22 protein-coding genes are annotated in these 26117 nt (G+C 47.5%); 9 read left to right on the plus strand and 13 right to left on the minus strand.

Annotation, left to right across the window (positions count from 1 at the left end):
• Positions 1-27 precede the first annotated feature (27 nt).
• The 12 genes from FYJ63_RS05970 to FYJ63_RS06025 all read right to left on the minus strand — a co-directional run bounded on the left by FYJ63_RS05970 (position 28) and on the right by FYJ63_RS06025 (position 17358).
• A complete protein-coding gene (locus FYJ63_RS05970) occupies positions 28-1179 on the minus strand; it encodes an HNH endonuclease family protein (protein ID WP_277028567.1) in 1152 nt (383 codons plus the stop codon).
• A 133-nt stretch (positions 1180-1312) separates the two neighbouring features.
• Complete coding sequence (locus tag FYJ63_RS05975) at positions 1313-2494, minus strand: adenine-specific methyltransferase EcoRI family protein (protein WP_154544775.1); 1182 nt, start codon at positions 2492-2494, stop codon at positions 1313-1315.
• A gap of 420 nt (positions 2495-2914) precedes the next feature.
• Positions 2915-3916, minus strand: coding sequence for a restriction endonuclease (locus tag FYJ63_RS05980; protein ID WP_154544777.1), 1002 nt, complete (start codon positions 3914-3916; stop codon positions 2915-2917).
• Positions 3917-3954: 38 nt separating this feature from the next.
• On the minus strand, positions 3955-7014 hold the full coding sequence (locus FYJ63_RS05985) for a type III restriction-modification system endonuclease (protein ID WP_154544779.1): 3060 nt from the start codon (positions 7012-7014) through the stop codon (positions 3955-3957).
• 15 nt (positions 7015-7029) lie between these two features.
• The gene (locus FYJ63_RS05990; protein ID WP_154544781.1) at positions 7030-8874 is read right to left on the minus strand and encodes a site-specific DNA-methyltransferase; all 1845 of its coding nucleotides are present in this window, start codon (positions 8872-8874) and stop codon (positions 7030-7032) included.
• Positions 8867-9946 carry an ATP-binding protein gene (locus FYJ63_RS05995; RefSeq protein WP_338106852.1) on the minus strand — a complete coding sequence of 360 codons (1080 nt, stop codon included), beginning with the start codon at positions 9944-9946 and terminating at the stop codon, positions 8867-8869. Before FYJ63_RS05995 ends, FYJ63_RS05990 begins: the two co-directional genes overlap by 8 nt.
• On the minus strand, positions 9936-10598 hold the full coding sequence (locus FYJ63_RS06000) for a DUF4391 domain-containing protein (RefSeq protein ID WP_338106853.1): 663 nt from the start codon (positions 10596-10598) through the stop codon (positions 9936-9938). Before FYJ63_RS06000 ends, FYJ63_RS05995 begins: the two co-directional genes overlap by 11 nt.
• Before the next feature lie 13 nt (positions 10599-10611).
• Positions 10612-13842, minus strand: a complete 3231-nt coding sequence (locus FYJ63_RS06005) for a helicase-related protein (RefSeq protein ID WP_154544783.1) — start codon at positions 13840-13842, stop codon at positions 10612-10614.
• 25 nt (positions 13843-13867) lie between these two features.
• Positions 13868-14092 carry a helix-turn-helix domain-containing protein gene (locus tag FYJ63_RS06010; RefSeq protein ID WP_154544785.1) on the minus strand — a complete coding sequence of 75 codons (225 nt, stop codon included), beginning with the start codon at positions 14090-14092 and terminating at the stop codon, positions 13868-13870.
• A gap of 2 nt (positions 14093-14094) precedes the next feature.
• Positions 14095-15921 (minus strand): AAA family ATPase, encoded by a 1827-nt coding sequence (locus tag FYJ63_RS06015; RefSeq protein WP_154544787.1) that lies wholly within the window; start codon positions 15919-15921, stop codon positions 14095-14097.
• Positions 15922-15923: 2 nt separating this feature from the next.
• Positions 15924-16370 (minus strand): ABC-three component system middle component 2, encoded by a 447-nt coding sequence (locus FYJ63_RS06020; protein ID WP_195839350.1) that lies wholly within the window; start codon positions 16368-16370, stop codon positions 15924-15926.
• Entirely contained in the window at positions 16360-17358 is a 999-nt protein-coding gene (locus FYJ63_RS06025) for an ABC-three component system protein (protein WP_229770013.1), read from the minus strand. Before FYJ63_RS06025 ends, FYJ63_RS06020 begins: the two co-directional genes overlap by 11 nt.
• Before the next feature lie 431 nt (positions 17359-17789).
• Here FYJ63_RS06025 and FYJ63_RS06030 point away from each other — a divergent pair, with 431 nt between their 5' ends.
• On the plus strand, positions 17790-18302 hold the full coding sequence (locus FYJ63_RS06030) for a sigma-70 family RNA polymerase sigma factor (RefSeq protein ID WP_154544789.1): 513 nt from the start codon (positions 17790-17792) through the stop codon (positions 18300-18302).
• Between the two features lie 135 nt (positions 18303-18437).
• Here the strand turns inward: FYJ63_RS06030 and FYJ63_RS11020 are convergent, their stop codons facing one another.
• Positions 18438-18632, minus strand: a complete 195-nt coding sequence (locus FYJ63_RS11020) for a hypothetical protein (protein ID WP_195839355.1) — start codon at positions 18630-18632, stop codon at positions 18438-18440.
• Between FYJ63_RS11020 and FYJ63_RS06035 the strand changes: the two genes are divergently transcribed.
• The 8 genes from FYJ63_RS06035 to FYJ63_RS06070 all read left to right on the plus strand — a co-directional run bounded on the left by FYJ63_RS06035 (position 18619) and on the right by FYJ63_RS06070 (position 26009).
• Complete coding sequence (locus tag FYJ63_RS06035; RefSeq protein ID WP_229770014.1) at positions 18619-18936, plus strand: hypothetical protein; 318 nt, start codon at positions 18619-18621, stop codon at positions 18934-18936. The two genes, FYJ63_RS11020 and FYJ63_RS06035, sit on opposite strands and share 14 nt — an antisense overlap.
• Positions 18926-20065, plus strand: coding sequence for a DUF2800 domain-containing protein (locus FYJ63_RS06040; RefSeq protein WP_075714382.1), 1140 nt, complete (start codon positions 18926-18928; stop codon positions 20063-20065). Before FYJ63_RS06035 ends, FYJ63_RS06040 begins: the two co-directional genes overlap by 11 nt.
• Positions 20058-20630, plus strand: a complete 573-nt coding sequence (locus tag FYJ63_RS06045; RefSeq protein ID WP_138337770.1) for a DUF2815 family protein — start codon at positions 20058-20060, stop codon at positions 20628-20630. The genes FYJ63_RS06040 and FYJ63_RS06045 overlap by 8 nt, the downstream gene beginning before the upstream one ends.
• An 18-nt stretch (positions 20631-20648) precedes the next feature.
• The gene (locus FYJ63_RS06050; RefSeq protein WP_154544793.1) at positions 20649-20840 is read left to right on the plus strand and encodes a hypothetical protein; all 192 of its coding nucleotides are present in this window, start codon (positions 20649-20651) and stop codon (positions 20838-20840) included.
• 64 nt (positions 20841-20904) lie between these two features.
• Positions 20905-22893, plus strand: a complete 1989-nt coding sequence (locus tag FYJ63_RS06055; protein WP_154544795.1) for a DNA polymerase — start codon at positions 20905-20907, stop codon at positions 22891-22893.
• An 86-nt stretch (positions 22894-22979) separates the two neighbouring features.
• Positions 22980-23402, plus strand: a complete 423-nt coding sequence (locus FYJ63_RS06060; RefSeq protein ID WP_229770015.1) for a DUF7768 domain-containing protein — start codon at positions 22980-22982, stop codon at positions 23400-23402.
• Positions 23403-23406: 4 nt separating this feature from the next.
• Positions 23407-23736: a hypothetical protein gene (locus FYJ63_RS06065; protein ID WP_154544797.1), complete on the plus strand. Its 330-nt coding sequence runs from the start codon at positions 23407-23409 to the stop codon at positions 23734-23736.
• The gene (locus FYJ63_RS06070; protein WP_154544799.1) at positions 23736-26009 is read left to right on the plus strand and encodes a phage/plasmid primase, P4 family; all 2274 of its coding nucleotides are present in this window, start codon (positions 23736-23738) and stop codon (positions 26007-26009) included. The genes FYJ63_RS06065 and FYJ63_RS06070 overlap by 1 nt, the downstream gene beginning before the upstream one ends.
• The last annotated feature ends 108 nt before the right edge of the window (positions 26010-26117 follow it).

Raw genomic sequence — 26117 nt, forward strand, 5'->3', positions numbered from 1 at the left:
CCGCTTTCAACTATTCATGTCCGGCTATTATTTGTTGCCTTTCGCCCGGTTGTGCGTCTTGCAGAGCATCTGACAGTTCGACTCGTCGGTGGAACCGCCGTGGCTCCATGCCGTCACATGGTCGGCGTCCATCTCGTTCAGCTTATAGATACGCTTCGCGTTGTTGCCATCGCCAAGGGCACAAAGAGGACAGTTCGACACGCCCTTCACCTCGGCCTCTCTCGTCTGCCGGTCGTAAACGCGCTGCTTGGTCTTCTGGTCGAATACGCGCACGTTGAGGAGCATCTTGTCCGTCTCGCCTCCAAGGACGTACTCGAAGATGCCTCGCTTGTTGGTGACCTGCGAGTCGTCCAGGAGGGCATTCACGCGCGCGGTGACGCTTGCCTTCGTGTACGCCTTCTGGTGGTACTTCTTGTACAGAGCCCCCCAATCCTGGCCGCACATCTCACTGCCCGTATAATCGAACACGGAATCCACCCAGTCAATGACGGTATCAAAGTGATCCGTCAGCTGCCTGATGTCCTCGTCGTTGCGGTGCTTGGCCATGTAGTCGTCAATCTGCCCATCACTCACCCAGTCGAGCGCCGTCTCCAGCACGGCCTGACGCTTTGGGTCGCCGCTGATGTATGTCTGCCACATACTCATCTTCGAGTTGGTGCTGTTCGAGAACACCTCCTTGGCAAGGTTCACGAAGCTGCCGTGATACGCCGCGTTGCGAAGCTCCTGCTTGACGAGCGGAACACCAGCAATATTGATTGTCTCGAACCACGCCTCTATCTCAGAGGGCGTGCCCTCGCAAACATAGATAGTCAGGCGCGTGGCCGTAATCTTGTCCTGCTCGTCCTTGGCAAGGCTGTTGAAGTACTTCGGCTTGCCGTCGCGTTCCACAGCAAAGGGCCATGACTGGTTCACGAACCTCGCGAACGACGTGATGCGCTGCTGTCCGTCGAGGACCTCATACATGCCATCCGCGTTCCTCACGAAGTAGATGAGGCCGAGCGGGTATCCCTTAAGCAGGGAATCCACGACAGCGACGTCCTTCTTGCCATCACCATAGATATAGTTCCTCTGGTACTCGGGCTGTATGACGAGCTTGCCGTCAAGGCCAAACAGGCCCTTACCCTCGTTCTTATCGTATATGAATCCCTTGCATATATCACCAACCGTCCAGTCGGTCACAAGTGTCGTTTTCATAATCAATTAACTCCGTATCTTTTTCTAACCAACATCCTCACATAAGTTTTCTTTCCTTTAACTGTACAGTCGTTTATCAACCCGTTTTGTAAATTGGTGGCCAAAGGAAAGATGACCTCTACGGGAGTCTTTTGTGGATGATTGTTATTCTCGCGTAGGTAAGCCGCCCATTTATCTTTCCTTCGGCGTTCTTTATCATCCCCGGAATCGACGTTGTACAAGGATGCGAAAGTACGGTTGTACTCTCTCTCTCTCTCTCTCTCGTGAAGACTAGGTCTTTGCCGTCATCGCCCTTGCGGAACGCGACTATCTCGAACTGCTCAGGGTTGTACTTATCCATGAACGTGATGGGGACGCCCATCACCCCGTCATAGTCAGACGGTATACACTCAGTGAACGGCACTTCTATGGCATCGTAGTTGTCGTAGTGCGGGTACTCTACCTTGCCGTAGTCCTTCTCAAGTTTCTTCCTCAGCTTCTTATTAAACTTGAGATTATGCGCCATGGTATCGAGCACTAGCTTCTCATGGCGTTTTCCATGGTCAACGTTCGTAAACCAGCACGCAGAAGCCAAACGTCCCATTACTACGCCATCAATTACCTTGTAAGCAGAGCCTTCTTTCTTGTTTTCGAGAAGCCATTGCTTGTAGTCGTCCGTAACATTGAAATACATGTCTTGATTCAGAGACTTGTAACCAAGCCACATCGTATTGTCTTGTAGATACGGGAAAACCTCTTTATACGTGATGGCGTTCATGTTTCCCAGAATTACGAACTTCTTGTCTGCTTCAAGAATCCACGCCAGGAACTCCCTAAACAAGGAAAACGGCGGGTTGGTGATGATGATGTCCGCTTCATCACGCAGCTTCTTGACCTCTTTGCTTCTGAAGTCGCCGTCGCCCTCAAGATATCCGGAAAACTCGATGTCATCCGTATCCACAGTGCCATCGCCGTCTGTGTCGCTCGTCAGCGTGAACAACTTGCCATGTGTCTTGTGCTTCTCCTCGTCATAAAGCGGGGAGTTCAACTCGAAAGGGGTCATCTGCCGGTTGCCCGCCCCTTTGGCGTACGACGTTGAAATCAGCTTCTTCAGTCCCAATCGCGTGAAGTTCGCCGCAAAGTACTTCGTGAAGTTCGACCACTCCGGGTCATCGCACGGCAACAGTATCGTCTTGCCCCTGAACACGTCCGGGTCGTATTCCACGTAGGCGTTCATTTCCGCCTCTATGTCGCTGTACTGGGTGTAGAACTCGTCGTTCTTGGCCTTTCTTGCCGACCCCAAACTTGAATTATCTGCCATTACTCTTTACCTCGCTTATCGTAATATCCCTGATTTTCAAGAAAATGGGCTGGCAGCTTCCTTACCACGAGAGGTGCCCTCCATTCCTTTGTCACAAACGGGACGCAGATGTACTAGACCATTTTGCGGGATAAAAGACATACTGTCTCCACATGGCTCGATTGCTCCAGATTGATGTCAACACTCCGCCGGATTGAGCCGTTCGTTCGCGGGAATATATCAATGGCTTTTTTCGACCTCAAAATAGCCATTTTTTCGACCGCGCTCGTATGCGGAAACAGGTCGATGTGGTTGTCCCTACTTATAATATGGAACCGGGCATACTTTGCCGACCGTCTCAAGTCTATGCTCTGAGGGAACAAGTCCGAAATCCCATCGCCTCAACTTAATAACGCCTATGTTATAGCAGCTTCACACCATTCATTCATCAGTTTTGGGTACAGGGATATATACCATTTTCAGCGGGATCATCTTTCTGTATTTCTCACTTAATTCTTCATAGTACTTGAGAATAAGGTCGACCAGCTCCGTTCCGTTTATGCCTCGGATGATTGGCGTGCTATCCAGATACTTCTGGGCATTTTTCGTGTAATTGGAAAGCGTAACGAACAAACCATAATCACCCTCGCGCATTGCGCCTTTGAGGGACTGTATGGTGGTTTCTTTAATGTCACTGTCTTGGCTCTTAACCTGCACAAGAATACGAGGAGGCAGCTCATCCTTATATGCTGTGATATCAATGCCGCTGTCACCACCCTGTGGAGATACGGTTGTCCGGTACCCCATCGCCCGAAGCAGGTCAGCCACAAACGCTTCCAGATCATACCCTTTCAGCTGGCGACTCAGCTCTTTTAGAATAAAGTCCTTTGTACTTTCAACGATATCCTCTGCGGTCGCCCCGACACTTTCATCCTCTGAATCTTCAGCTGTTATTGTTTTCTTGAAGTCCTTATCAAGTGCTGATAAAAACTCGTCAGCATAATTCTTCACTGAAAAGAAAGACATCGCAGAACCGACTTCATATAACGCACCCTGCGAAAAGCTGAGACGTGGTATATGCTTGAGCCACTTTACTTTTCTACGCTGTACATACTCGCCGTCATTGTCTTCAAAGAAGTAATCACCTTCAACCGTTCCAATATTTATCTTCCTATCAGTTTTGGACGGAAATACCACATAATCGCCGATCTGCACCTCATGGATAAACCTGTAGAGCATACCGGCACCATTTGCAATTTGGCCTTTCTTAGCATCCGGGTAAGCCTCTATATAATGAGCCTTAAAAGCATCTCGGTTTGCCTCGACCTTTGAAAGATCACCAAAATCTCTCCACCCAATTGCGATTAAGTCTTTATTCAGGAAAAGGCTATCGTTCTGAGTATGAATGCCCCAGACTTTTCTTTCTTCGTTATTTCCGTCCATACCTAACCTCCAATTTAACACCAGAACTCACTGGCTTTTTATTTCATTACCTTCTCCAGTAAGGACTTGTAGCTGTCGACTACGTCGTAAACCACATTCCCATTGGAGATGGCCTTAAAGTGCTCCCTCGCGCAGTGAATCTTCGACTCCTCAATCAAACGCAGCTGCATAGAACTCATGGAGCCTTTCGTCTCTGCCACGAAATATATGTGCTTTACCTTGCCCTCATAGAAAGCAATCGCCCAGTCAGGATTATAGTGACCAACCGGAGTGGAAATATAGAATCCATCAGGCAGTTTCACGTAAACCGCAACGTCAGTGTTCGTATCAAGGTCTGTCGCAAAGTCACGCTCGTTCGATGAATCGTAAACGATATGATCGTAAAGATGCTTCTTTGCCTTCATCGCATTTACGCCCAGCTTGCCCTTGATAGTAGGATCAGTGAAAACGTCCATGCCATAATGCTCATCAAGTACATCGTAGGTTATGTGCTCGATTATTGCTGTGGCTTTCTCGTCGTTGATAAGAGCCGCGGCCTTAACGATAAACTCTTCCGGATTGTCTTTAAACTGATCAAACACGTGCGGCTGGATACCCTGAAGGATAGCAATAACTGCTTTACGGGTAAGACCTGTCTCATCTACCAATTTTCCGATGAGGTCATATTTTACATTCGAGTTTGCCGTGATGGTCACACCGTAGCTGGCCGACTCTTCTTTTACAAAGGATGCTCCGGAAATCAGTTCATCTTTCGACTTGATATTATCCATCGCGCCGGATTCGACCCGGAAGTAAATCTTTGACACACGCAGTTTGGCATCAAGTGATGCTATGGACTTTTTGATTAGCTCATCGGTATCAAAGTCTACCACGTATACCGATTTGGAATTAATCTTTGACCACAGAGCTTTGAACTCCGGCATTGCCAGCTTGTCTTCATCGACCTGAAGCTCGACATTATTGCTGCGGGCATTTTCAGGCTGCATGCTGCGGGCATCATAAATGGAATCAACAATCTCAATAACAGAGGCTGCGGAATCTGCTACTTCCTCTGCGACCTTGATTTCTCCGTTTGCCTTATCCTCGTAATATTTATCTGTCAGGACGCCTTTACGGTCGATGTAACCGTTGACGATCATGTCGTAGTGAATTGCGGAAGCAGTATCCTGATCGATAACCTGCTCGTTACCCTTATCATCTTTGATGACCTTGCCGACAAAGAGATCAACTGTAACAGCACGCGGTCTGTCAGCAACAGCGTCAGCCATTTCGGTCTGCAACCCTTTGGCAAAAGAATCGTAACTCTCACTGGCAATGACTGTCAGAACATTTATGTTGTGTACGTCGTTTCCGAGTGCATTGGTATCCATACGTTCACCATCCTGATTAACGCACAGACGCAGGCCACGACCTACTTCCTGACGCTTACGAACATCGCTGCTGGACTGCTTCAATGTGCAAATCTGAAATACGTTAGGATTGTCCCATCCTTCGCGCAGAGCAGAATGCGAGAAAATAAAACGTACCGGCGACTTTTTCGGATCTCGGTCAAGAAGCAACTCCTTATTCTTCATGATCAGTTCATAAGCGCTGACATCATCCGAGGTGGTCTCCTTACGACCGACCTTGGAGTTAATCATCTTGCCTTTACCGTCTACTGAAAAATATCCGGCATGAGTCTTGGACGCCTTAATACTGTTCAGGTATTTTATGTAGTCATCTTCACCGATTGAAAGCTGCAGGTTGCTGATGACGTCTTCATATTCTTCCTCGAACATCGTCGCGTATTTACCGTTCACCGGCTGACCGGCAGCGTCATATTCACGGTAATTTGCCACTTCATCAATGAAGAACAGCGACAATACCTTGATGCCTTTATAGAAGAGCTGACGTTCCCTCTGAATATGCGAAAGGATGGTCTCTCTAATCTGGATACGACGCAGCTGGTCTTCATCGACCGCACCCATCACATCACCGGCGTAAATCTTGATACCGTTCAGGAATTCCACTGAGTCATCACGGCCATCAATCTGCTTAACCACAAAGCCATTTTTATATTCTTCCAGCCCGCCGGAATAGTCGTAGAGATTATCGCCGATTTTTACTACGCGGCTCTTTTTCTTTGGAGTGCCGCTGGCCATCTTGACTTCAAACTGAAGCGTCGCGGTCGGATCACCCTTGGAAAGATTCAGACCTTCCAGATAGAGATAGCTGTCCGTAGCCGTGCTGCCGGTCTCTGTGATACCCTTAACGGCGATCTTCTTAACCAGACGCTTGTTGTATGCCTCCATCGCGTCCAAACGATAAATCATGTTAAAAATGCTGTCTGACTTATGCGTAGCGGAATAGCGGAGCGTCAACAACGGCTGGAACTCTTTCAAGCGTTCCTTTGTCTGCTTACCTTCAACAGACTGCGGCTCATCAATGATCAGAATCGGATTCGTCTTAGCAATAATGTCAATCGGCCTGCGGGAACGGAACTCGTCCAGCTTCATATAAATACGCCTTGCGTCTTTGCCCTTGGCATTAAACGCCTGCGAATTGATAATCATAACATTAATCGAGCTGTCGGAGGCAAAACGGTCTATCTCTGTAAGCTGCGTAGAATTGTAGATAAAGAAGCGGATCTTCTTTCCATACTCTTCCGCGAAGTGCTCCTGCGTCATCTGGAATGACTTGTACACGCCTTCACGGATAGCGATGCTCGGTACTACTATAATGAACTTGCTCCAGCCGTAGGCTCGGTTCAGCTCGTACATAGTTTTGATGTACGTATAGGTCTTGCCGACACCTGTCTCCATCTCAATGGTGAGATTAAAACCGTCGCTGCGCCCTTCCAGCTTTGACGAAGGCTGGATCTGATTTGTTCGCTGAATTTTCTGTATATGTTCCAGAATAAGATGGTCGGAAAGTTCCGGCACAATCTTCTGGTTACTCCAACCGGTATAATCCCGTTCCTCATTTATTCCAATCTGAAATGTTCCGGTTCCTCGATCCATCATATAGGAAGGCGTCAGATACGGCTGACCTGCAAATACATCGACGACGGCCTTGGCAGCATCAGCTTGGAATTTTTGATGTTTGTATTGTATCCTCATGCGGATGCTACCTCCTTAAATTACTTTTACTCTTGTATCCGGTGCCAGCATTTTGAAAATCTCGCCGACATTAATTTTTGCTGGGCTTCCATTGAAGCTGCTATCCCGAAAAACAGCACGAAGAGGCTGTCTCTTGGCTATCTCTTTAATAACAGAGTCCGGAATATTCTCATCAAAGCAGGCGATCAAATCACCTTCATTGTAGGTGTGGACTGTGCATCCTTCGATTTTCTCTGATGTATAAGGCATCGAAAGCGGAAGTCCCCATTCAAGCAAACTACCGAAAAGCAAATCGAGATCAGAGCGGTCAGATTTTACATTGGACTCCAGCATAGATAACATCCCCTGACTATAGTCACCAGCAGCATAATAGACATCGTTCATATTACTATCATCAAGCTTGAAAATACGGAATCCACCATCAAAGATTGCATCCGGGTGTTCATTTGATATCTTTTTTGCGGCTCGCCGTATACGTTCTTCTCCTATTTTCGCTATTGTCTTATAGCCATCCTGATATGCTTCAGTTGATTCATCACAAGGTTCAGGGAGCTGAATCATAATGAATTTACGATTTCCGTTTTCTTCAGCATTCAGTTCCATTACCGCTTGTGCTGTTGTTGCTGAACCAGAAAAGAAATCAAGTACTATATCTCCTTTTTTTCCAGTAAACAAAGTGATACCAGATATCATTTCTTTTATCAAAGAAACAGGCTTAGGATAGCTGAAGTATTTGTCCATATCCAATGCCTTAAGATCTTCAATACCATTCTTCGAAAGATGCTTCAGAATAGAATAGAATTTCGAAGAGTCTTCTTTAAGGTTGCGCAGTTTTCCAACGATATTCATCCCGTTTGGCTTTGGAATCAAAATATACTCTCCATTTGCCAAACCAGCATTGATTTCATCGAGCTTGGCCTGACCCTTGTATTCAAGAATTTCCTCATAGTGACAATTACCATATTTGCCAAACTCTTTTCTTAACCAGTCCTCTTGAATCCAGTATGTTTCTCCATCACGTTCAACAATCTTGCCTCTTACATCCTTTGGCTTTCCGAGCGGAATAAACTTGCTGATATTCTTTGCATATACGAACAGATAGTCATGCCCTTTAATTACCTGTTTAGCCATGCCACCGCCCTCGGCTCTAATCACGATAAACTCCGCAGCCTTATTCTCTTCACCAAAAGCCTCATCTAAAAGTTTTCTAATATTTGCCTGCTCGTTCTCATCAATCGAAACAAAAATAGCCCCATCATCAGTAAGAAGATTTCGAGCAAGCATCAATCTTGAATAAAGCATGGAACACCAGTCAGAATGATATTTCCCAGCCGAAGCAGAATTTTCTCGTTGATAATTCACATTACCATCTTCGTCGAAATACCCTGTCCCAGAATCATAATCTTCATTATCCATGATAAAGGTATCAGGATAAATAAAATCGTGACCTGTATTATATGGCGGATCAATATATATAGCCTTTATTTTGCAGAGGTAGCTTTCCTGTAACAGTTTTAGGACTTCAAGGTTGTCCCCTTCAATGTACATGTTCTCCGTAGTATCCCAATCGACACTTTCTTCTGGGCAGGGACGGAGCGTTTTGCGGATGGGCTTATTGGCTTCTACAATAGCAGCCTTCTTTCCAACCCATGTAAATTCATAGGCCTCATCACCTTCCAGCACGTCGCCGGAAAGCATCTGCTTCAGAAGCTCGAAATTCACAACTTTCTTATAAACCTTATGCTCCGGCGTGCTGTGTTCCTCGTCCAGAGCCTCGGTGATGCAGTTTGGAAACAGCTCAGCAATCCTGTCAATGTTCTGCGCTGTCATATCAACCGACTCCATCCTCATTTTATCCATTAGACTTTTCCTCCTGTTTATTTCTGTTCTTATAGGCCATTCTTATCTTTTCAAACTCAGCCTCATTAACTGAAAGTTCGTTCAGTTTCTCCTGCAGGAATTCAAGTGCGAAGTTTGAAAACTTATGTGTCTTGCTGCTCTTTGAAACTGTAATTTCCAAGTGGTACTTTTTTGATTCCTTCATCTTGAAGTACCATATAAGCGCATACAAATCCTGTGTGCTGATTCCTAATATCTCAGCCATCTGCTTCTGAATATATGGATGTGTATCATCCGGATTTCCTTCTGGAACAGGAACTTCCTCCGCTAAATCAATGTTACCCGTTACCTTGATTACCGGGATTCCATCTGTCTCGTTGAAGCTTCCTTCCTTTATGAACTTAGCTTTCTTCAAAACCTGCGTGACAAGTTTTCTATCAAACGCTACGTCAACACCATATGGCGTTGAAAACTTACCATCGCTATAATTAACAATTCCCAGATTTGCAGTTCCGCTCTTTCTTATTACCTCAAGAACTCTCAGCAAATTCTCACGTTCTCGATTGATACGGTCTGCTATTATCCGCTCCATTTCAGCAGGCTTAATTTTCCCGTTTCTCGCCCTGTAACGATAAAACACATCTCCTGCAGTAATGCTTTCGCTGCTATTATCCTTTTGTGCAATCACCGGTTTAACATCAGATTCAATGGCGTAAATCCATCCGATTTTCTTTTGTTCAGTAACAATTATGCCATTGTCATCTTCTTTTTCTTCATCCAAAACTATCATTCCCATTTCCCACTCAATTGCAGGTGAGAAAAGAGAATTAATAGCATCTGTAAACACTTCCTGCTTTAAATTTTCAAAATTATCGTTCTTCAAACCTATAATTTTTCTTGGCGAGTCCGTAACGCCGAAGATAATATACCCTCCGCTGTTATTCGCATAGGCCGCCATTGTTTTAGCGTAGGCTGCTGTACTTCCTTTATTGAAGGATTGTTTGAATTCAACGGTGTTACTTTCTCTGCTTCTTATCGTGCCAGCAGAGGTTCTTCCAGCAAGGATTTTTTTAACTTCTTGATCATGATCCACTGCTTAGCACCTCCAGTTCCTTTCTCAGCTTTTTAAGCTCTGCATTCAACTGCACCTGCTTGTTCAGCTGTTTTTCTTTTCTTACCTTAACCTGCAGCGCGGCTATTTGTTTTTCCAGCTGCTGCCGTCGCTCATCTCGCTCGACCGATTCTTTTAAGGTCTCGCCCGTGTCGGTCTGCAGCGCATCCCCGGCAATCTGCCGCACAAAGTTCTCATACACCTTGTCGATATTCAGGCCATCTATCTTTAGCGGCAATTCCGACTCCGGCAGCCAGTCGGTATGGTAATAGGTTCCGACCTTAAAGGCATTATTGCCGGACGCCGCTTCTTCCTTGTATGCCGTCCACGCCTGATACTTGCCGTCGTATTCCAGCAGGAAGATGATGTGGTACGGTATTTCCTTATCGATCTGCCGGAGAACGGATACGTCCAGTTTTGGATCGTCCAGCCGCACCTCGAAGATTTCCACCTCTGTGACGGTTTCGCCTGCGGCAAGATTCATTGTTGTCGCAGCGATTTTGTTTCTCCAGTAGATCACCTTTATCTGATCAATGAACACTCGCTTTAAGGCAGGCGTCACTGAAAGGTTCTCGTAAAACTTCTGTTTCGGAATTCTCCTGTTGAATTCCGTACTCTTGGGCAAGCCAAGCACAGACGCCACCTCCTTATTTCACTACCAAGAAGCAAATAAGCTCAAAGTCATCCAGCCCGTTGATCTCCGACATCAGGGCAGAAGTTCCGCCTGCGGAGAAGAGGCTGTCAATATCGCTTTCTTCTTTTACATCGATGATGGAGTTGATAGCATCGGAGAGCAGCTGAGATACTTCTTCCATGTTCCTTCCATCGTCAGTTTCTTTATTAAATTTCTCGCACAGCGTCAGAATCGGTTCCGACTTGCCGCGACACAGTAACCGGACTGTATCCAGCAGTTTCTTTGGATTCAGGTAATCACAGACGATTTCTCCGTCAACACTGATATAAACCATGTAGAACGGATGAATGCGATTCTGGTTATCAATGTTTATGCTGTTGTTGATATTCCGCAGGACAAAAATCACGCCCTCCGGATTTTCGCCTGTGGCCGGAACCACAGCATGAAGTCCTTTCGGTTTCTTTGCGAGGTCTTCATGCGTCTTTATGTATTCCAACAGGTCAAGCCGGAACTCATTGAGTCCCAGATCCATAATGGAAATACCTGTGGACATATCTTCAATATCCACGACCTCCTCCTGCAAACGCTTTAATTGCTGTTTTCTGTATTCGAGGTCGCCCTTCTCCTCCGGATTGATCAGATCATCATCACCGGTCGAAGTCATGACAGAAATCTTCATTCTGGTCTCAACGCGGGACTTCAAATTGATATAATCATCCAGCGTCATATCCGGCCAGAAATTTACCAACTGGATATATTTATTTCTGCTTCCAATACGATCTATTCGACCGAAGCGCTGAATGATACGCACCGGATTCCAGTGGATATCGTAATTCACCAGATAGTCGCAGTCCTGCAGGTTCTGTCCTTCAGAAATACAGTCGGTAGCGATCAGGATATCAATTTCCTTCGTGCTACCCGGCATCAAAACATCGCGGCTTTTAGAAATCGGCGAGAAGCACGTTAACACATTATTGAGCGTAGCCTTTAGCCCTTTTATAGTCGTACGCCCATCAATAGTTCCCGTAATCACAGCGGTATCCAGTCCGTAGTTATTTTTCATATAAACAGACACCTGATCGTACAGATATTCTGCTGTATCAGAGAACGCGGAGAAGATTAGTACCTTCTTGTTGCCCTCATTGATAGGATGCTTCATCTTGTCATCCAAAAGGTGAAGCAAGGTCTGTAGCTTCAAGTCATGCTCCGGTGTAACATCCGCTATCATAAGCGTCAATAATTCAAGTGTATCTGCATCATGCTGAAGCTCATCACGCCATGTTTTATAATCCATGTCTGCAAGGTCAATTTTGACCTTCTTGCCTACCGTAAAGTAGTCGTTGTTCTCATCATCGATATCAAAGTCGTTTTCGGTAGCCTCATACATGTCCAGATCGGCCTTGCCGTACTTCTCAAAATTATCAATTGACTGAATGGTGCTCTTGATCAGCTCCAGTATTCTCCCAAGTGTTAGATTAAATGAATACACTGAACTTTCCAGACGCTTCAGGAGGTTGATGCTCATCAAACGCTGGATACCTTGCTCACGACCTTTCTGAGTAAGGTTATTACCCTTGTTGTGCGTAAGGTCGATGTACTTCGACATCTTGCTTGGAAAGATATAATTTGATGGAGTATAGATTACAAGAGTCAGCTGCATCAGCTGTTCATAAATCTGGTTATAATTAATGGCACTCGAAAGATCGGTCATACTCGGACGCCTTGATATAGGTTTAAGACGCTCCGGGAACTTGCCGATTTCTTCCGTGTTGTAATATTTCTCAATGTGTTTTCTGGAACGTGCAATCGTTACGCTATCGAGAACCTCAAAGAAGTCAAAATCCAACGTCCGAAGCAACGCGTCTGTTGTCCGAGCCTCCGGATCGAGCTTGCTCCACGCATTAAAAGCCTTCTGCGCCTGACGGAAAATCTCATCAATCGGCTTTTTGGTATCGAGCTTCTCATTGATGAATTCAGAATTGCCTTCATAGGCAATAGCCAGCTGGTTCTTAAGGTCAGTAAAACGGTTATTAACCGGCGTAGCAGAAAGCATCAGCACCTTCGTTTTTACACCAGCACGGATGACCTTATCCATTAGTTTTACATACCGGTTCTCCTGCGTGTTGGCGTGAGTGCCTGCGCCATTCCTGAAGTTGTGTGATTCATCTATGACTACGAGATCATAATTTCCCCAGTTAAGACGATCAAGATCAAGTCCGTTTGAAAACCCTCCGGAACGCGACAAGTCTGTATGGAAAAGGACATCATAATTCAGCCGATCAGAAGCAATCGGATTGTTTACGTAGTTATCCTTATAGGTGTTCCAGTTTTCGGATAGTTTCTTCGGGCAAAGGACAAGAACCGTTTTATTCCTATTCTCGTAATATTTGATAACAGCCAGCGCGGTGAAAGTTTTACCAAGTCCGACGCTGTCCGCGAGGATGCAGCCATTATATTTTTCCAGCTTGTTGATGATTGCAAGTACCGCATCCCGCTGGAAATCATACAACATACCCCAGATTTTGCTCTGCTTAAAACCTGTGGCTTCGTTCGGGAGAACGTCCTCTGATATATCGTCGAGGAATTCACTGAAAACATTGTAAAGCGTCATGAAATAGATGAATTCCGGTGAGTTCTCATTGTAGGCCGTGCTGATATTAGAAATAATGACATCCGTCACGTCCTGCATCTTATCTTTGTCGTTCCAGAGCGATTCAAATAGCTGCATGTACTGTGTCGAAAAGGGAGCCTCCATACGGTTAACCATGTTATAGCTGTTATTACCGCGCTCACACCCGATATCCACAGTCGTAAATCCGTTCATAGGCATGTAGGCCACTTCTTCCGAAGTTGCAGCAACAGTCATAAATCCGCCCATGTTTTCTCCGGTAACATTAGACTTGAAGGTCGCCTTGCGTTTTATCCAATCCGCGCATTCCTTGGCGATGGCCTTCTGCGTCATTTCGTTACGAAGCTTAATTTCAAATTCTGTACCATATAAACTGCTCTCACGGCTGAGACGAGGAATATAAAATTCGCGCTTTTGCTTCTCAGCCTTCTCCTTGATGAAGGTCGGAGACGTGAAAATAAAGCGGAACTCGTCAACCTGCTCCAACTGAGCCTTCAGCTCTTTATATGCATACATGGAGAAGCATGCAGCAGCGATGGAAACCTTGCTGCCACGCTTCACTGTCTGTTTTAAATCGTCCCGGACTATATCCGTGACATTGTCAAAGATTTTCATAGATTTACTCCTTTGGATGTCACGATCAGGCTTTTTCCTCCGCAGCCTCATCCGGCACTATTTCGCAAATATCTGAAATTTCGCAATTTAACTCTTCACATATTTTAACTAATACATCCGTCGTTACATTGGCACCTTTTCCGAGTTTGGCAAGGGAGGCCGAGCTTATCTTTGCCTTCTTTGCAAACTCAGTTTTTTTCATATCCTGCTCTACCAATTTCACCCATAATTTTTTGTAAGATAATTTCATTTCTACTCCTTCGGGAGATCTTTTCTCCAACTCGGCATAAACCCGTATTCGTGTCCGTCCTTCTCGTCCTTGTGATACGTTACTACATTAACTCCTCTTGCTTTGAAATCTATGTTTTGAGGTATGACATTAAGGTTATCTACTAAGATCACCTGCCCGGAGCCCTGATGATTAAGGAAATATTGATACAAGCCGTTCTTAATGGTCTCGCCATCAAATCCATCCTCATTTTCATCGAAGCCCAACAACGGTGTATCTATCATTAGGAAGCCCGGTTTTATAAACACATCATCTTTGTTGAAGTATTCGTATAGCATTAGTGCAACCACTGAATTCAGGAAAGACCGATATCCCTTGCCTTGATCCTCCGACTTGGGAACTCCATCCATGAGAATATCAAATGTAGAAAAGTCCCAACTGGCATATCCGACAGAACGATAATTACATTCTTTCAGTATCCTATTAAGGATTATATTGAAGCCAGTTCCTACTTCTTCCTCAAATTCCTGCTTTGCGTGGTAGAGAGGAGGATTTTTCTTTTTCTTCAGTTCTGAGACTTTCTTATCTCCAAGAATAGCCAGCTGATCATTCACAAAATCGATTCCGTTTTGAAGCGTCGTGTAATCCTTAAATCGTTGCATATTGTATCGACAGTTTTGGATTTCTTGATTTTTTTCATCAAGAGCGGCACTTATTTCAGATCTTCGCTCTTGCAGTTCCTTGATGCTTTTTTGTATCGTTTTCTGTTCATCCCGGACATTATCCTCTGTGGCTACAATTATTGCGAGTTCGGAGGCAATCCTCTTTATTTCGGCATTAATGGCTTCTATATAACTGTCGTCGTCATCCGGATGAAGCTCTCCGCCACAAAACGGGCAAACACCATTAGAAGGCAGATCTTTAACCACCTGTTCGCCCTTTGAGATAAAATCAAGTCTCTGCAGGTCTGCTTTGTACTGACTGATGAGCGATTCATATCGATCAACAAGGACACGGCAATTTGCGTCTTCTTGCTGGTATTCAGCGACCTGTCTTACGATGGCAGTGTTCTCCTCCATCAGATCTTTTATTTCCTGCTGTATTTCTTGGATGCGCTCGGAGAGTTCCTGCATCTCTTTGTCTATATCTGTGCCTTTCAGTTCTTCCAGCTGCATGATGTAGCTGATTCGCTTTTCGGTCAAGACGGCAACCTGCTCATCGATATAATCAACTACGGCCTTCTTCTTTGCCGTTGCTACTTCCGGTTTCGTAATCTCCTGCACGCCCTTTTTATAGTCGCCCGTCAGCAAAAAATATAAGGAAGCGATCAAAGGCGTTTCATATCGAGAGTCCTTAATCACCAGTGACTCAGACTTATCAATCTCATTTTCATCGGCAAAGAAAACGCTGGCGATGTTAGTCCATGACATACGTTCTCTTGCATACCGCGCAGTCTTCGGAACCTCAATCGTCTCATTAAGACCGATGATGCGTAGCCACAGATCGTTCAGATATCTTGAATTATCCTTTTTATAATTTGTATCATACTCGCCGTTTTCTACTTCTTCGTTTTCTGCCTCAACAGTAACCTTTTCCTCATCAAGCTTTCTGGAAATCTTGATCCGGCCATACCTCTCCGTGAGGAAGGTTCCCTCGATATCTGTGTAGCCAGTCAGCGGTGAGTAAGGTCTTGTATCAGAACTGAAAAGATAGTATATGCATTTCAGTATCCACGTTTTACCAGTGTTTGACCTGCCTTGTATGATATTTAATCCATCTGTAAAATCAACGACGCCATCAATCTTTCCGGCTCCGGATACACGTAATTTTTCGATCATGAACTTTTGCATCCTTACGCCTCCTTTGACTCCGTCGCCCGGTCGCTTATATACTGCAAAACACCATCATCGGTAAAACCTGAAAACTTCCTACATACAATTTTAGCTCCTACCGTATACGCTCTTGCATATGAGGACTGGATATTCTGAACGATCTCGCGCCCTCTGTCGTTAATGCTATATAGGAAGCCCTGTTCTGTATGCTCAACATTTATAAAATCATTCCTGACTGAGAGCTTTATCGCCTCAGTTATTTTTTCGCGCTTGTTGGCAAATTCGGCAAAACCGAACTCGTTATCTCCGTGCAGATTCTTGTCCAACACCTTGCACTTTTTTCCGTAAATACAGATGAAGTCCAGCGCTGCAAGTCTATCCACATTTGCCGGAGTATCTAAGGTATCAGCCAAAAGCAGCACCCGCAGCATATTTTCAAATACCGTATTGAATACTTTACTCCGCATATGGATCAACCCACGATTTAATCGTCTTGTCGTTCACCAATATATGAACAATTCCAAGCCTTTCTAAATTTCCTATCAAATTCTTAATTAGTGACAGCTTTGACTTCGTGAGCTGAACATCAGAGATCTTCTTCAACACCTCTAACAGTCGTCTATAGCCGTTGTCGTAGTCATCAAGATATGTAGTTTTTATTCCGTCAAACGCATCGCTCTTCAAAATATCAAACTGATTTTCTCCGTCCTCATACACTTCACTGATGGATCTTTGAATACTCTCAGCACTCAGATATGCCTTTCGCTGGTCATAAAAATTTGTTTGATACTTCTTTGGCAACTTTGGGATATCGTCCATAGTGACCGAATCACGAGACAGTACATCGGCGTAGGCATCACAAAGTGCAGATATATAGTCTGCCTCAAAATCATAAATCTGCGCGTCGCTTAGTTTGATTGGCAATTCAATAACGTCACCATCGATATAAAGTTTCCCGTTTTCGCAATAGATACGGTCTCCAGCCAGATTCTTAATGCTGGGCTTAGGATCATGGATGGTCAGATTAATATCGACATCATGCATTCCCTTGGAAAGTCCGTGAAAAATCTGATTCAGAATATCCTGAACAGCAGATCCAAGCTCATCTATTTCGACTGATATTCCACGACGCAGGAGGAATTGTTGCAAATGATCCTTGTCGGCATCGTAAAGATTATCGATTTCTTCAGCGAAGTCTTGCCCGTCATAGCGGCTGCAGATCAGGCCTGCACGGGCTTTTGAAATAAACTTCTTTCCTTCAAGAATCTGGTCAAGCATATTGATCGACATCCTGCTGGCGAGAGGATTGAACTCGTCGTTCTCAGCCATTTTTTCTTCTTCCTCGGTCATTGGATCGCGTAAAGTGTCTCCAACCAGTGCAATCACAAAATCGCCACCGCGACCGGTCGGATCCATGTATGTCTTGAGTTCGCCAGCAATCTCATGAAAAAACACTTCGCTATACCTCCTTTTGACCTCTCAGGTCAAACCGCAGTCATCAGCAGTCATAACCGAAAAGACCAGATTTTGTACAATGATGTCAGTCAGCAGATGACTGACAAAACTTGCTTTTACATTATACCACAGATTTCGGCGAATTTCAATTCTTTCCGAGCTTTCGCTGATATTTAATTTGTGAACGCAAAGAAACTTTTTAGTCTATTTTGCTGACTACCCTGAGCAAGGCATAAAAAGGCTCACCGCTATGAACGCTCACCCGGCATGCAGAGTGGTTCGAACGGTCATAGCAGTCACAAGTAAATAAACACCAACCTACGAGCGTGGTTGGCAACTGAAACGGATTTATTTCCCGTTCCGGTCGGCCTTCCACGCTCTTTTCATGAGACCTCCGGTTCGGGAACCACACGAAAATCGGAGGTTTTATTATGCAAAACAATGACAATCAGAAGACCTATTTCATCTACGTTCGCAGCACCGGCGAGAAGGTGCCAGTCACCAAGACACAGCACGACTCTTTTTATAAGGAAGCCGACCGTATCCGCCACAAGGAGCAGGATCACGGCAGGTGCATGTGTCCGTATCGCTTTATATGGAAGTGCGACGGCGATTGCATCGGCTGTGAATACCACGCGGCAGGTGACACCACATCTTTGGATCAACCTCTCCCGGACGGCAACGGCACACTCGGCGATTATATCCCGGACAGCAACAAACCGATGGATGAAGTCATAGCCGACCGTATGCTGTTGGAGCAGCTCTTTGCACGTCTGCGTGAACTCGACCCGGAGGCCGATACCATCATCCAGCTTTGGAGGGATCACCCGGAGGGTATCTCCGACCGTGCCATTGCAAGAGAGCTCGGTCGTCCGCAGAAGACCTTTGCTGACCAGATGAAGAAGTACCGCACCGATCTTCGTAGGATCAGCGGCGATAAGTAATATAAACACCACGAACCACATTCTTTCCGGCCATCATCTCTCTTTCGGATGGTGGTCGGAAAACTTTTTATAAAATTCTCCGCTCAAATCGAAAGTTCATCTCCAGTGGAAGGTGAAGGACAGAGAACAAAGCCTTCAGAAAGCGAGGTGAACATGATGTACCGCAGTTATGCAGACACCGGCGGCAACGTGAACGAGGAGATAAAACTCCTGAATTCCATCAGTCACGTATCCGCCAGACTGGCAAGAAACCTCCGGGTACTTGCCGCAAGCCAATCCGAGGAAGGAGGAAAAGAACATGTCAAAGATGGCAGAAATGGCACAAACCATCGAAGAGCTCCGCACCGCTGCTGCTTCTATTAATGCCGCAGCCGACTGGCTCTACCAGCATTTTTCCGGCGAAAACGATTCAAAGCAGCAGAATTTAAAATGTGCTGCTAAGAAGGAGAAACCCAAGCCAGAGATCAAGCTGGAGGATGTAAGAGCCGTCCTTGCCGAGAAGTCCCGTGCCGGTCATACCGCAGAGGTTCGCACCCTGCTCCAGAAGTACGGTGCCGCAAAGCTCTCAGCCGTAGACCCGGCAAATTATGAAGCCCTGTTGAAGGACGCGGAGGTAATCGGCAATGGCAGCTAAAGCACACGCGATCCTCTCCGCATCTTCATCCGATAGGTGGCTGCACTGCCCGCCATCAGCAAGGCTCTGCGAAACCTATGAGGATAAAGGAAGCGACTACGCTGCAGAAGGCACCGATGCACATGCGCTTGGCGAATTCAAGATCAAGTCCGCTCTTGGACTTCCCGCAGAAGACCCGACCAAAAGCCTCAAATGGTATTCCGAAGAGATGGAGGACTGCGCCAGCGGCTATGCCGAATACGTTCTGGAGCAGGTCGAAGCCGCCAAGGAAACATGCAGCGACCCGGTCGTCCTGATCGAGCAGCGTGTGGACTTCTCCCGCTGGGTAGAACAGGGCTTCGGAACAGCCGACTGCATCATCATTGCAGACGGCACACTCAGGATCATCGATTACAAACACGGTCTCGGCGTTCTGGTCTCAGCAGATGAAAACCCGCAGATGCAGTGTTACGCGCTCGGCGCTTTGGAGCTTTTCGATGGCATCTACGACATCGATCAGGTTTCCATGACTATCTACCAGCCGAGACGGCAAAACATCAGCACGTTCGAGATCAGCAAAGACGCGCTCTACCGCTGGGCAGACGAAGTATTGAAGCCCACCGCAGAATTGGCCTTCGCCGGAGATGGGAATTTCCTGTGTGGTGAATGGTGCGGCTTCTGCAAGGCCAAGAACGAGTGCCGAGCCAGAGCCGAAGCTAACCTGAAACTCGCACAGCATGATTTCAAGCTCCCGCCACTGCTCACGGACACCGAGATCGAGGTTATCCTCGGCAAAGTGGATGAGCTGGTCAGCTGGGCATCCGACATCAAGGAATATGCCCTGCAGCAAGCTCTCTCCGGTAAGGAGTGGACTGGCTTCAAGCTCGTCGAAGGACGTGCCAACCGAAGATACAGCAATGAGGCCGCTGTCATTGAAACGGTCGAGAAAGCAGGCTTCGACCCGTATGAGAAAAAGCTGCTCGGCGTCACCGCCATGCAGAAGCTCCTCGGCAAGTCCCGCTTTGATGAACTCCTGACGGCTTATATCGAAAAGCCACAGGGCAAACCCACACTTGTGCCGGATAGCGACAAGCGCCCGGCCATGAATACAGCAAAAAATGATTTTATGGAGGAAAACGACAATGAGTAAGAATGTAAAAATCAGCAATCCCATGAAGGTTATCACCGGTGTCGACACACGCTGGAGCTACGCGAACGTCTGGGAGCCGAAGTCCATCAACGGCGGCACTCCTAAGTACAGCGTGAGTCTCATCATCCCGAAGTCCGACACCAAGACCATCGCCAAGATTCAGGCTGCTATCGAAGCTGCCTACAAGGAGGGAGAGGCCAAGCTCAAGGGCAACGGCAAGTCCGTACCGGCGCTCTCTGTTTTGAAGACTCCTCTGCGCGATGGCGATGCAGAACGTCCGGACGACGAGGCCTACAAGAACGCCTACTTCGTCAACGCCAATGCAACCTCTGCACCCGGCATCGTGGACGCAGACCTTAATCCGATTCTCACCCGCTCCGAAGTGTACAGCGGCGTGTACGGCAGAGCCAGCATCACGTTTTATGCTTTCAACTCTTCCGGCAACAAGGGAATCGCCTGTGGGCTCAACAACCTGCAGAAGATCCGTGACGGTGAGCCTCTCGGCGGCAAGGCAAGCGCTGAGTCCGACTTTGCTACTGACGACGATGAAGATTTTCTCAACTAAGGAAAGGAGCGCAAAACAATGGAAAGCACAGTTATGATTTCATCCCTTCTCTGCAACATCCTGATCGGATGCTTCTGCATCGTAGTGCTGTCTTGGGCAGTGGCCGCCATCCAGACGGTGATCAATGACTTCAAGCGTGAGAAGCGCGAGGAGAAAAAAGCCGCGCAGGACGACGAATACCATATCAAGCGTATGGAATCCCTGAAATAATCCAGTACCGGCAGGCGGCTTAGGAGCAATCTTAAGCCGCTTGTTTGAATTGAGGTGAAAATCTATGCAAACACTCAGTATTGATATCGAAACCTACAGCGACGTGAACCTATCCAAGTGCGGCGTATATAAATATGCCGAGTCACCGGATTTTGAGATACTGCTGTTCGGCTACAGCGCCGACGGCTCCGAGGTGACGGTCATCGACCTTGCACAGGGAGAGCGCCTGCCGCAGGAAATTATAGATGCTCTGACTGATGATACTGTCATCAAATGGGCTTTCAACGCAAATTTTGAACGGGTCTGCTTATCCCGATATCTCCGTGATCTTGGAGTAAGCCTTGATCCCTTCCATGATAAACACCCTCTCTCGACCGAATGCGCACGCTTCTTAAATCCCGAAAGCTGGCGCTGCTCTATGGTCTGGGCAGCCACAATGGGACTACCACTTTCTCTGGAAGGCGTCGGTGCCGTCCTCGGCCTTGAGAAGCAGAAGCTCACCGAAGGCAAGGAGCTTATCAAATACTTCTCCGTGCCCTGCGCTCCGACGAAAGCAAACGGCGGTCGCACAAGGAACCATCCTTTCCATGCGCCGGACAAGTGGGAGGCCTTCAAAAAATATAACATCCGCGATGTTGAAACAGAGATCGGTATTAAGGATCGTCTTGCCAAGTTCCCTGTACCAGAGGAGGTCTGGGATGAATACCACATCGATCAGGAAATCAACGACCGTGGTGTCCGGCTCGATATGGATCTGGTAAAGGAAGCCATCGAAATGGACTCCCGCTCCCGGTCAGAACTGACTGCTGCCATGAAAGATATGACAGCACTTGATAATCCAAACTCCGTCCAGCAAATGAAACAGTGGCTCTCCGACAACGGGCTCGAAACTGACAGCCTTGGGAAGAAAGTCGTGGCAGAGCTTATCAAAACCGCTCCGCCAGAACTTCAAACCGTTCTGGAGCTCCGACAGCAGCTTGCCAAATCCTCCGTCAAGAAATATCAGACGATGGAGCGTGCAGTCTGTGATGACGGCAGGGCTCGCGGCATGTTTGCATTTTACGGAGCCAATCGTACCGGTCGCTGGGCAGGCAGGCTTATACAATTACAAAACCTCCCGCAAAATCATCTCCCGGATCTGGCTGACGCACGCGCACTTGTGAAATCCGGCGACTTTGATGCCGTGAAGCTCTTATATGAGGATGTCCCGGACACCCTCTCCCAACTGATCCGGACAGCATTCATCCCGAAAGACGGTATGCAGTTTTATGTTTCCGACTTCAGCGCCATCGAAGCAAGAGTCATCGCGTGGTATGCCGGTGAGACGTGGCGTCAAAAGGTCTTTGAAACCGGAGGTGACATCTACTGCGCCAGTGCCAGTCAGATGTTCCATGTTCCGGTTGAGAAACATGGCATTAACGGCCATCTGCGCCAAAAGGGCAAAATTGCGGAACTCGCGCTCGGCTATGGCGGCTCGGTCGGTGCCTTAAAGGCAATGGGCGCTATAGAGATGGGACTCTCCGAAGATGAGCTTCCTCCGCTGGTGGATGCATGGCGGCAGACAAATCCTAACATCGTAAAATTCTGGTGGGATGTCGACCGCGCTGTCATGGAGGCTGTGAAGTATAAACACACAACCAGCAGCTACGGGCTTACTTTCTCCTGCCGCTCCGGGATGCTCTTTATTACGCTGCCCTCCGGACGGAACCTCGCCTATGTGAAGCCAAAGGTCGGTACGAATAAATTCGGAGGTGAGTGTATTACCTATGAGGGCATCGGCAGCACGAAAAAATGGGAACGGCTCGATTCATACGGGCCGAAATTCGTGGAAAATATCGTGCAGGCAACCTCCCGCGATATTCTCTGCTATGCCATGAAGACGCTTCGCTGCTGCTCCATCGTCATGCATATCCACGACGAACTGGTCATCGAAGCAGACCCTCGCATGTCTCTTGACGTTCTCTGTGAACAGATGGGCAGGACTCCGCCGTGGGCAAAAGGCCTGAAGCTCCGCGCCGACGGTTATGTCACGCCCTTCTACAAAAAAGATTAAAAATCGTCCGCTCAAATCAGGCGTTCATCTCCAGTGGAAATTGGAGGTGGACGCCTTTAAGTCTGCCCGGAAAGGAGGACTTTTGAGTGAGCAACGATTATCGCAACAGCGAAGGCTATCCTGACCCAACTGCAGGTGAAGCACTATCCCGGATTGCTGCAAATGAAAAGCAGTCCCTTCGTGCTTTCCGGCCTATCGTCTACATCTGCTCTCCGTTTTCCGGAGATGTGGAGACAAACGTAGCCAACGCCAGACGCTACAGCCTCTATGCCGTGGACAAGGGATATATCCCTATCGCACCGCATCTGCTATTTCCGCAGTTCCTTGATGATGACAATCCGCAAGAACGTGAGCTTGGTCTTTTCTTCGGAAATGCCCTCATGAGCAAGTGCGCTGAGGTCTGGGTATTCGGCAGCCGCATCTCATCCGGTATGGAAGCAGAAATCAAACGCGCCAAGTGGAAAGGCTATCACTTGCGCTATTTCACAGAAGAATGTCAGGAGGTCTAACGCTATGTATGAAATTAAAGAAAATCGCAGAGAGCTTTTCGATGGCACTGAGATCACAACCTACACCCGCGATGTGGTAAGTGCCAATATCCTGCAGGTCGAAGCCGGGACGACCGGCTACAAAGGTGGCGACACCGGCCACGGCGGACGAACTTATTTCCGCATTTCCGATGAAGCCAGCACAGATATCCATGTCAGGCCTTTTATGGACAGATTCGGCTGCAGCGGCTTTGAAGTTACCCTTGGCGGCGACTGCGAACTGGAAACCATGATCCGCGCCTTGAAATTTATCACGAAGGTGCTGGAGGAAGAATCGGAGGAGGTGTACGACTGATGTTTACCCTGTATAGCGCCGATTTTATCGGCAATCCCGGAAACTGCTCCTATCCGCATAAAACCGTTGTCATGGACGCGGACAGCATGAGAGACGCAGTCGGTCACGACTATGTGTGTGCGGAGTACAAAAATCACTACCGCAACAGCGACAATTTCCTCTCCGCTGACTGTCTTCCCGTGGACTGTGATAACGACCATTCAGAAGATCCGAAAGACTGGATCACACCGGCAGATGTGCTGGAGGCATTTCCGGGAGTAAGCCTCGCCATCCATTACAGCCGCTTTAATCAGCGCGAGAAAAACGGCAAACCGGCAAGGCCAAAGTTCCATGTGCTCTTTCCCATCGACCGGGTGACGGATGCTGCCCTCTATAGCGATATGAAGAAGCTGGTCAATTCCATATTTCCGTATTTTGATACGAAGGCTCTGGATGCTGCTCGCTTCTTCTTCGGAACACAGGAGCCGAATGTGGAGCTCTATCCCGGTCGCATGAACCTCACGGAATTTTTGAATGATGACGAGTTCGATGCAGACCTGCCCGGCGGCCACGAGAAAGACGTCGTGATCCCGGAAGGAAGCCGTAACGCTACCATGTCCCGCTTTGCCGGTATCGTCATAAAGAAATACGGTGATACGGAAAAAGCCTACCAAAGTTTTCTGGAAAAGGCCGCGACCTGCGTGCCGCCTCTGGATAACAGCGAGCTTAATACAATCTGGCACAGCGCCCAGCGTTTTTATTCCAAGATCAGCCGTGAGGACGGATATGTCCCTCCGGAAGTCTATAACGATGAGAATAGCTATAAGCCGGAGGACTTTTCCGACGTCGGGCAGGCAGAGGTGCTCTCGAAGTATTTTGCAAACGAGCTGCGTTACTCACCGGCCACCCACTTTATTCGATACAGCGATCACTACTGGCAGGAAACAGAGCCCGGCGCACAGGCCGTCGCTCATGAACTTACCCGCAGACAGCTCGCAGAAGCCAATCGAAATATGATGGAGGCTCTGCAGAAGCTCAAAAATTGCGGAGCGCAGGAAATCCTTGATAACACATCCAAGGCCAAAGCTGAACAGCTGATGAGCGACGAGCAGATGGAGGCCTATCAGGAGTTCCTTGCCGCCAAGGCCTACCAGAGCTTTGCCGTCCGTAGACGCGACTCCAAGAACATTACATCTACTCTGAAAGAGACGCACCCGATGCTGGAAATCTCGCCGAGAGACTTGGACGCAGATTGCTTCCTGCTCTGCACACCGGAGGCGACCTACGACCTTCGCAAAGGTATGGCCGGAGCCCGCGAACATTCTGCAGATGACTTTATTACAAAAATCACGTCCGTGTCACCCGGCAGTAAGGGAGCGCAGCTCTGGCAGGATAATCTGGATCTGATTTTTCAGAAGGATCAGCAGCTTATCGACTATGTACAGATGATCTGCGGCCTTGCTGCTATCGGGAAGGTTTTTGTGGAGGCACTCATCATCGCATACGGTGATGGACGCAACGGCAAATCCACCTTCTGGAATGCCATCTCCCGCGTGCTTGGACTCTACAGCGGAAATATATCCGCAGATACCCTGACCGTCGGCTGCCGCAGGAACATCAAGCCGGAAATGGCTGAGGTCAAGGGCAAACGCCTGCTGATTGCTGCCGAAATGCAGGAAGGCGCACGGCTCAACGACTCTACCGTCAAGCAGCTCTGCTCTACGGATGATGTGTTTGCGGAGAAAAAGTATAAAGACCCGTTTTCCTTCAAGCCCTGCCATACGCTGGTGCTGTATACGAACCACCTGCCTCGCGTCTCCGCTTCCGATGACGGTATCTGGCGCAGGCTTATCGTGATCCCGTTTAATGCCAAGATCGAGGGCAAGGCCGACATCAAGAATTACGGCGAGTACCTGTATGAAAATGCCGGTGAAAGCATTCTGGCATGGATCATCGAAGGTGCCAAAAAAGTCATCGCGCTGGACTACCAGATTCCGGTACCGGACTGCGTAACAAAGGCCATCGATGAATATCGCAGCCAGAACGACTGGTTCGGACATTTTCTGGACGAGAAGTGCGATGTGGATGAGTCCTTTAAGGAAAGCTCCTCGGCGCTCTATCAGGCATACCGCAACTACTCGCTGGACTGCAATGAGTATGTGCGCAGCACGGCAGATTTTTACTTTGCGCTGGAGAAAGCCGGATTCGAGCGGCTGACACTGAATCGGAAGCGCTATTTCAAGGGCTTAAAGATTCATGAGGACAGCGGTGCAGAGGAAGATTTTCTGCATTAATCCGGGACTATGACAAGGTGTATCAAGGTCTTATATAAAAACTCTCTTAGGCCTAAAAAAATAGCTCTAAGAAAAAGTTCGGTAAATACCATTGATACACCTTGCACA

This window comes from Mobiluncus porci (genome assembly GCF_009695935.1).
In the GTDB taxonomy this organism is placed as follows: domain Bacteria; phylum Actinomycetota; class Actinomycetes; order Actinomycetales; family Actinomycetaceae; genus Mobiluncus; species Mobiluncus porci.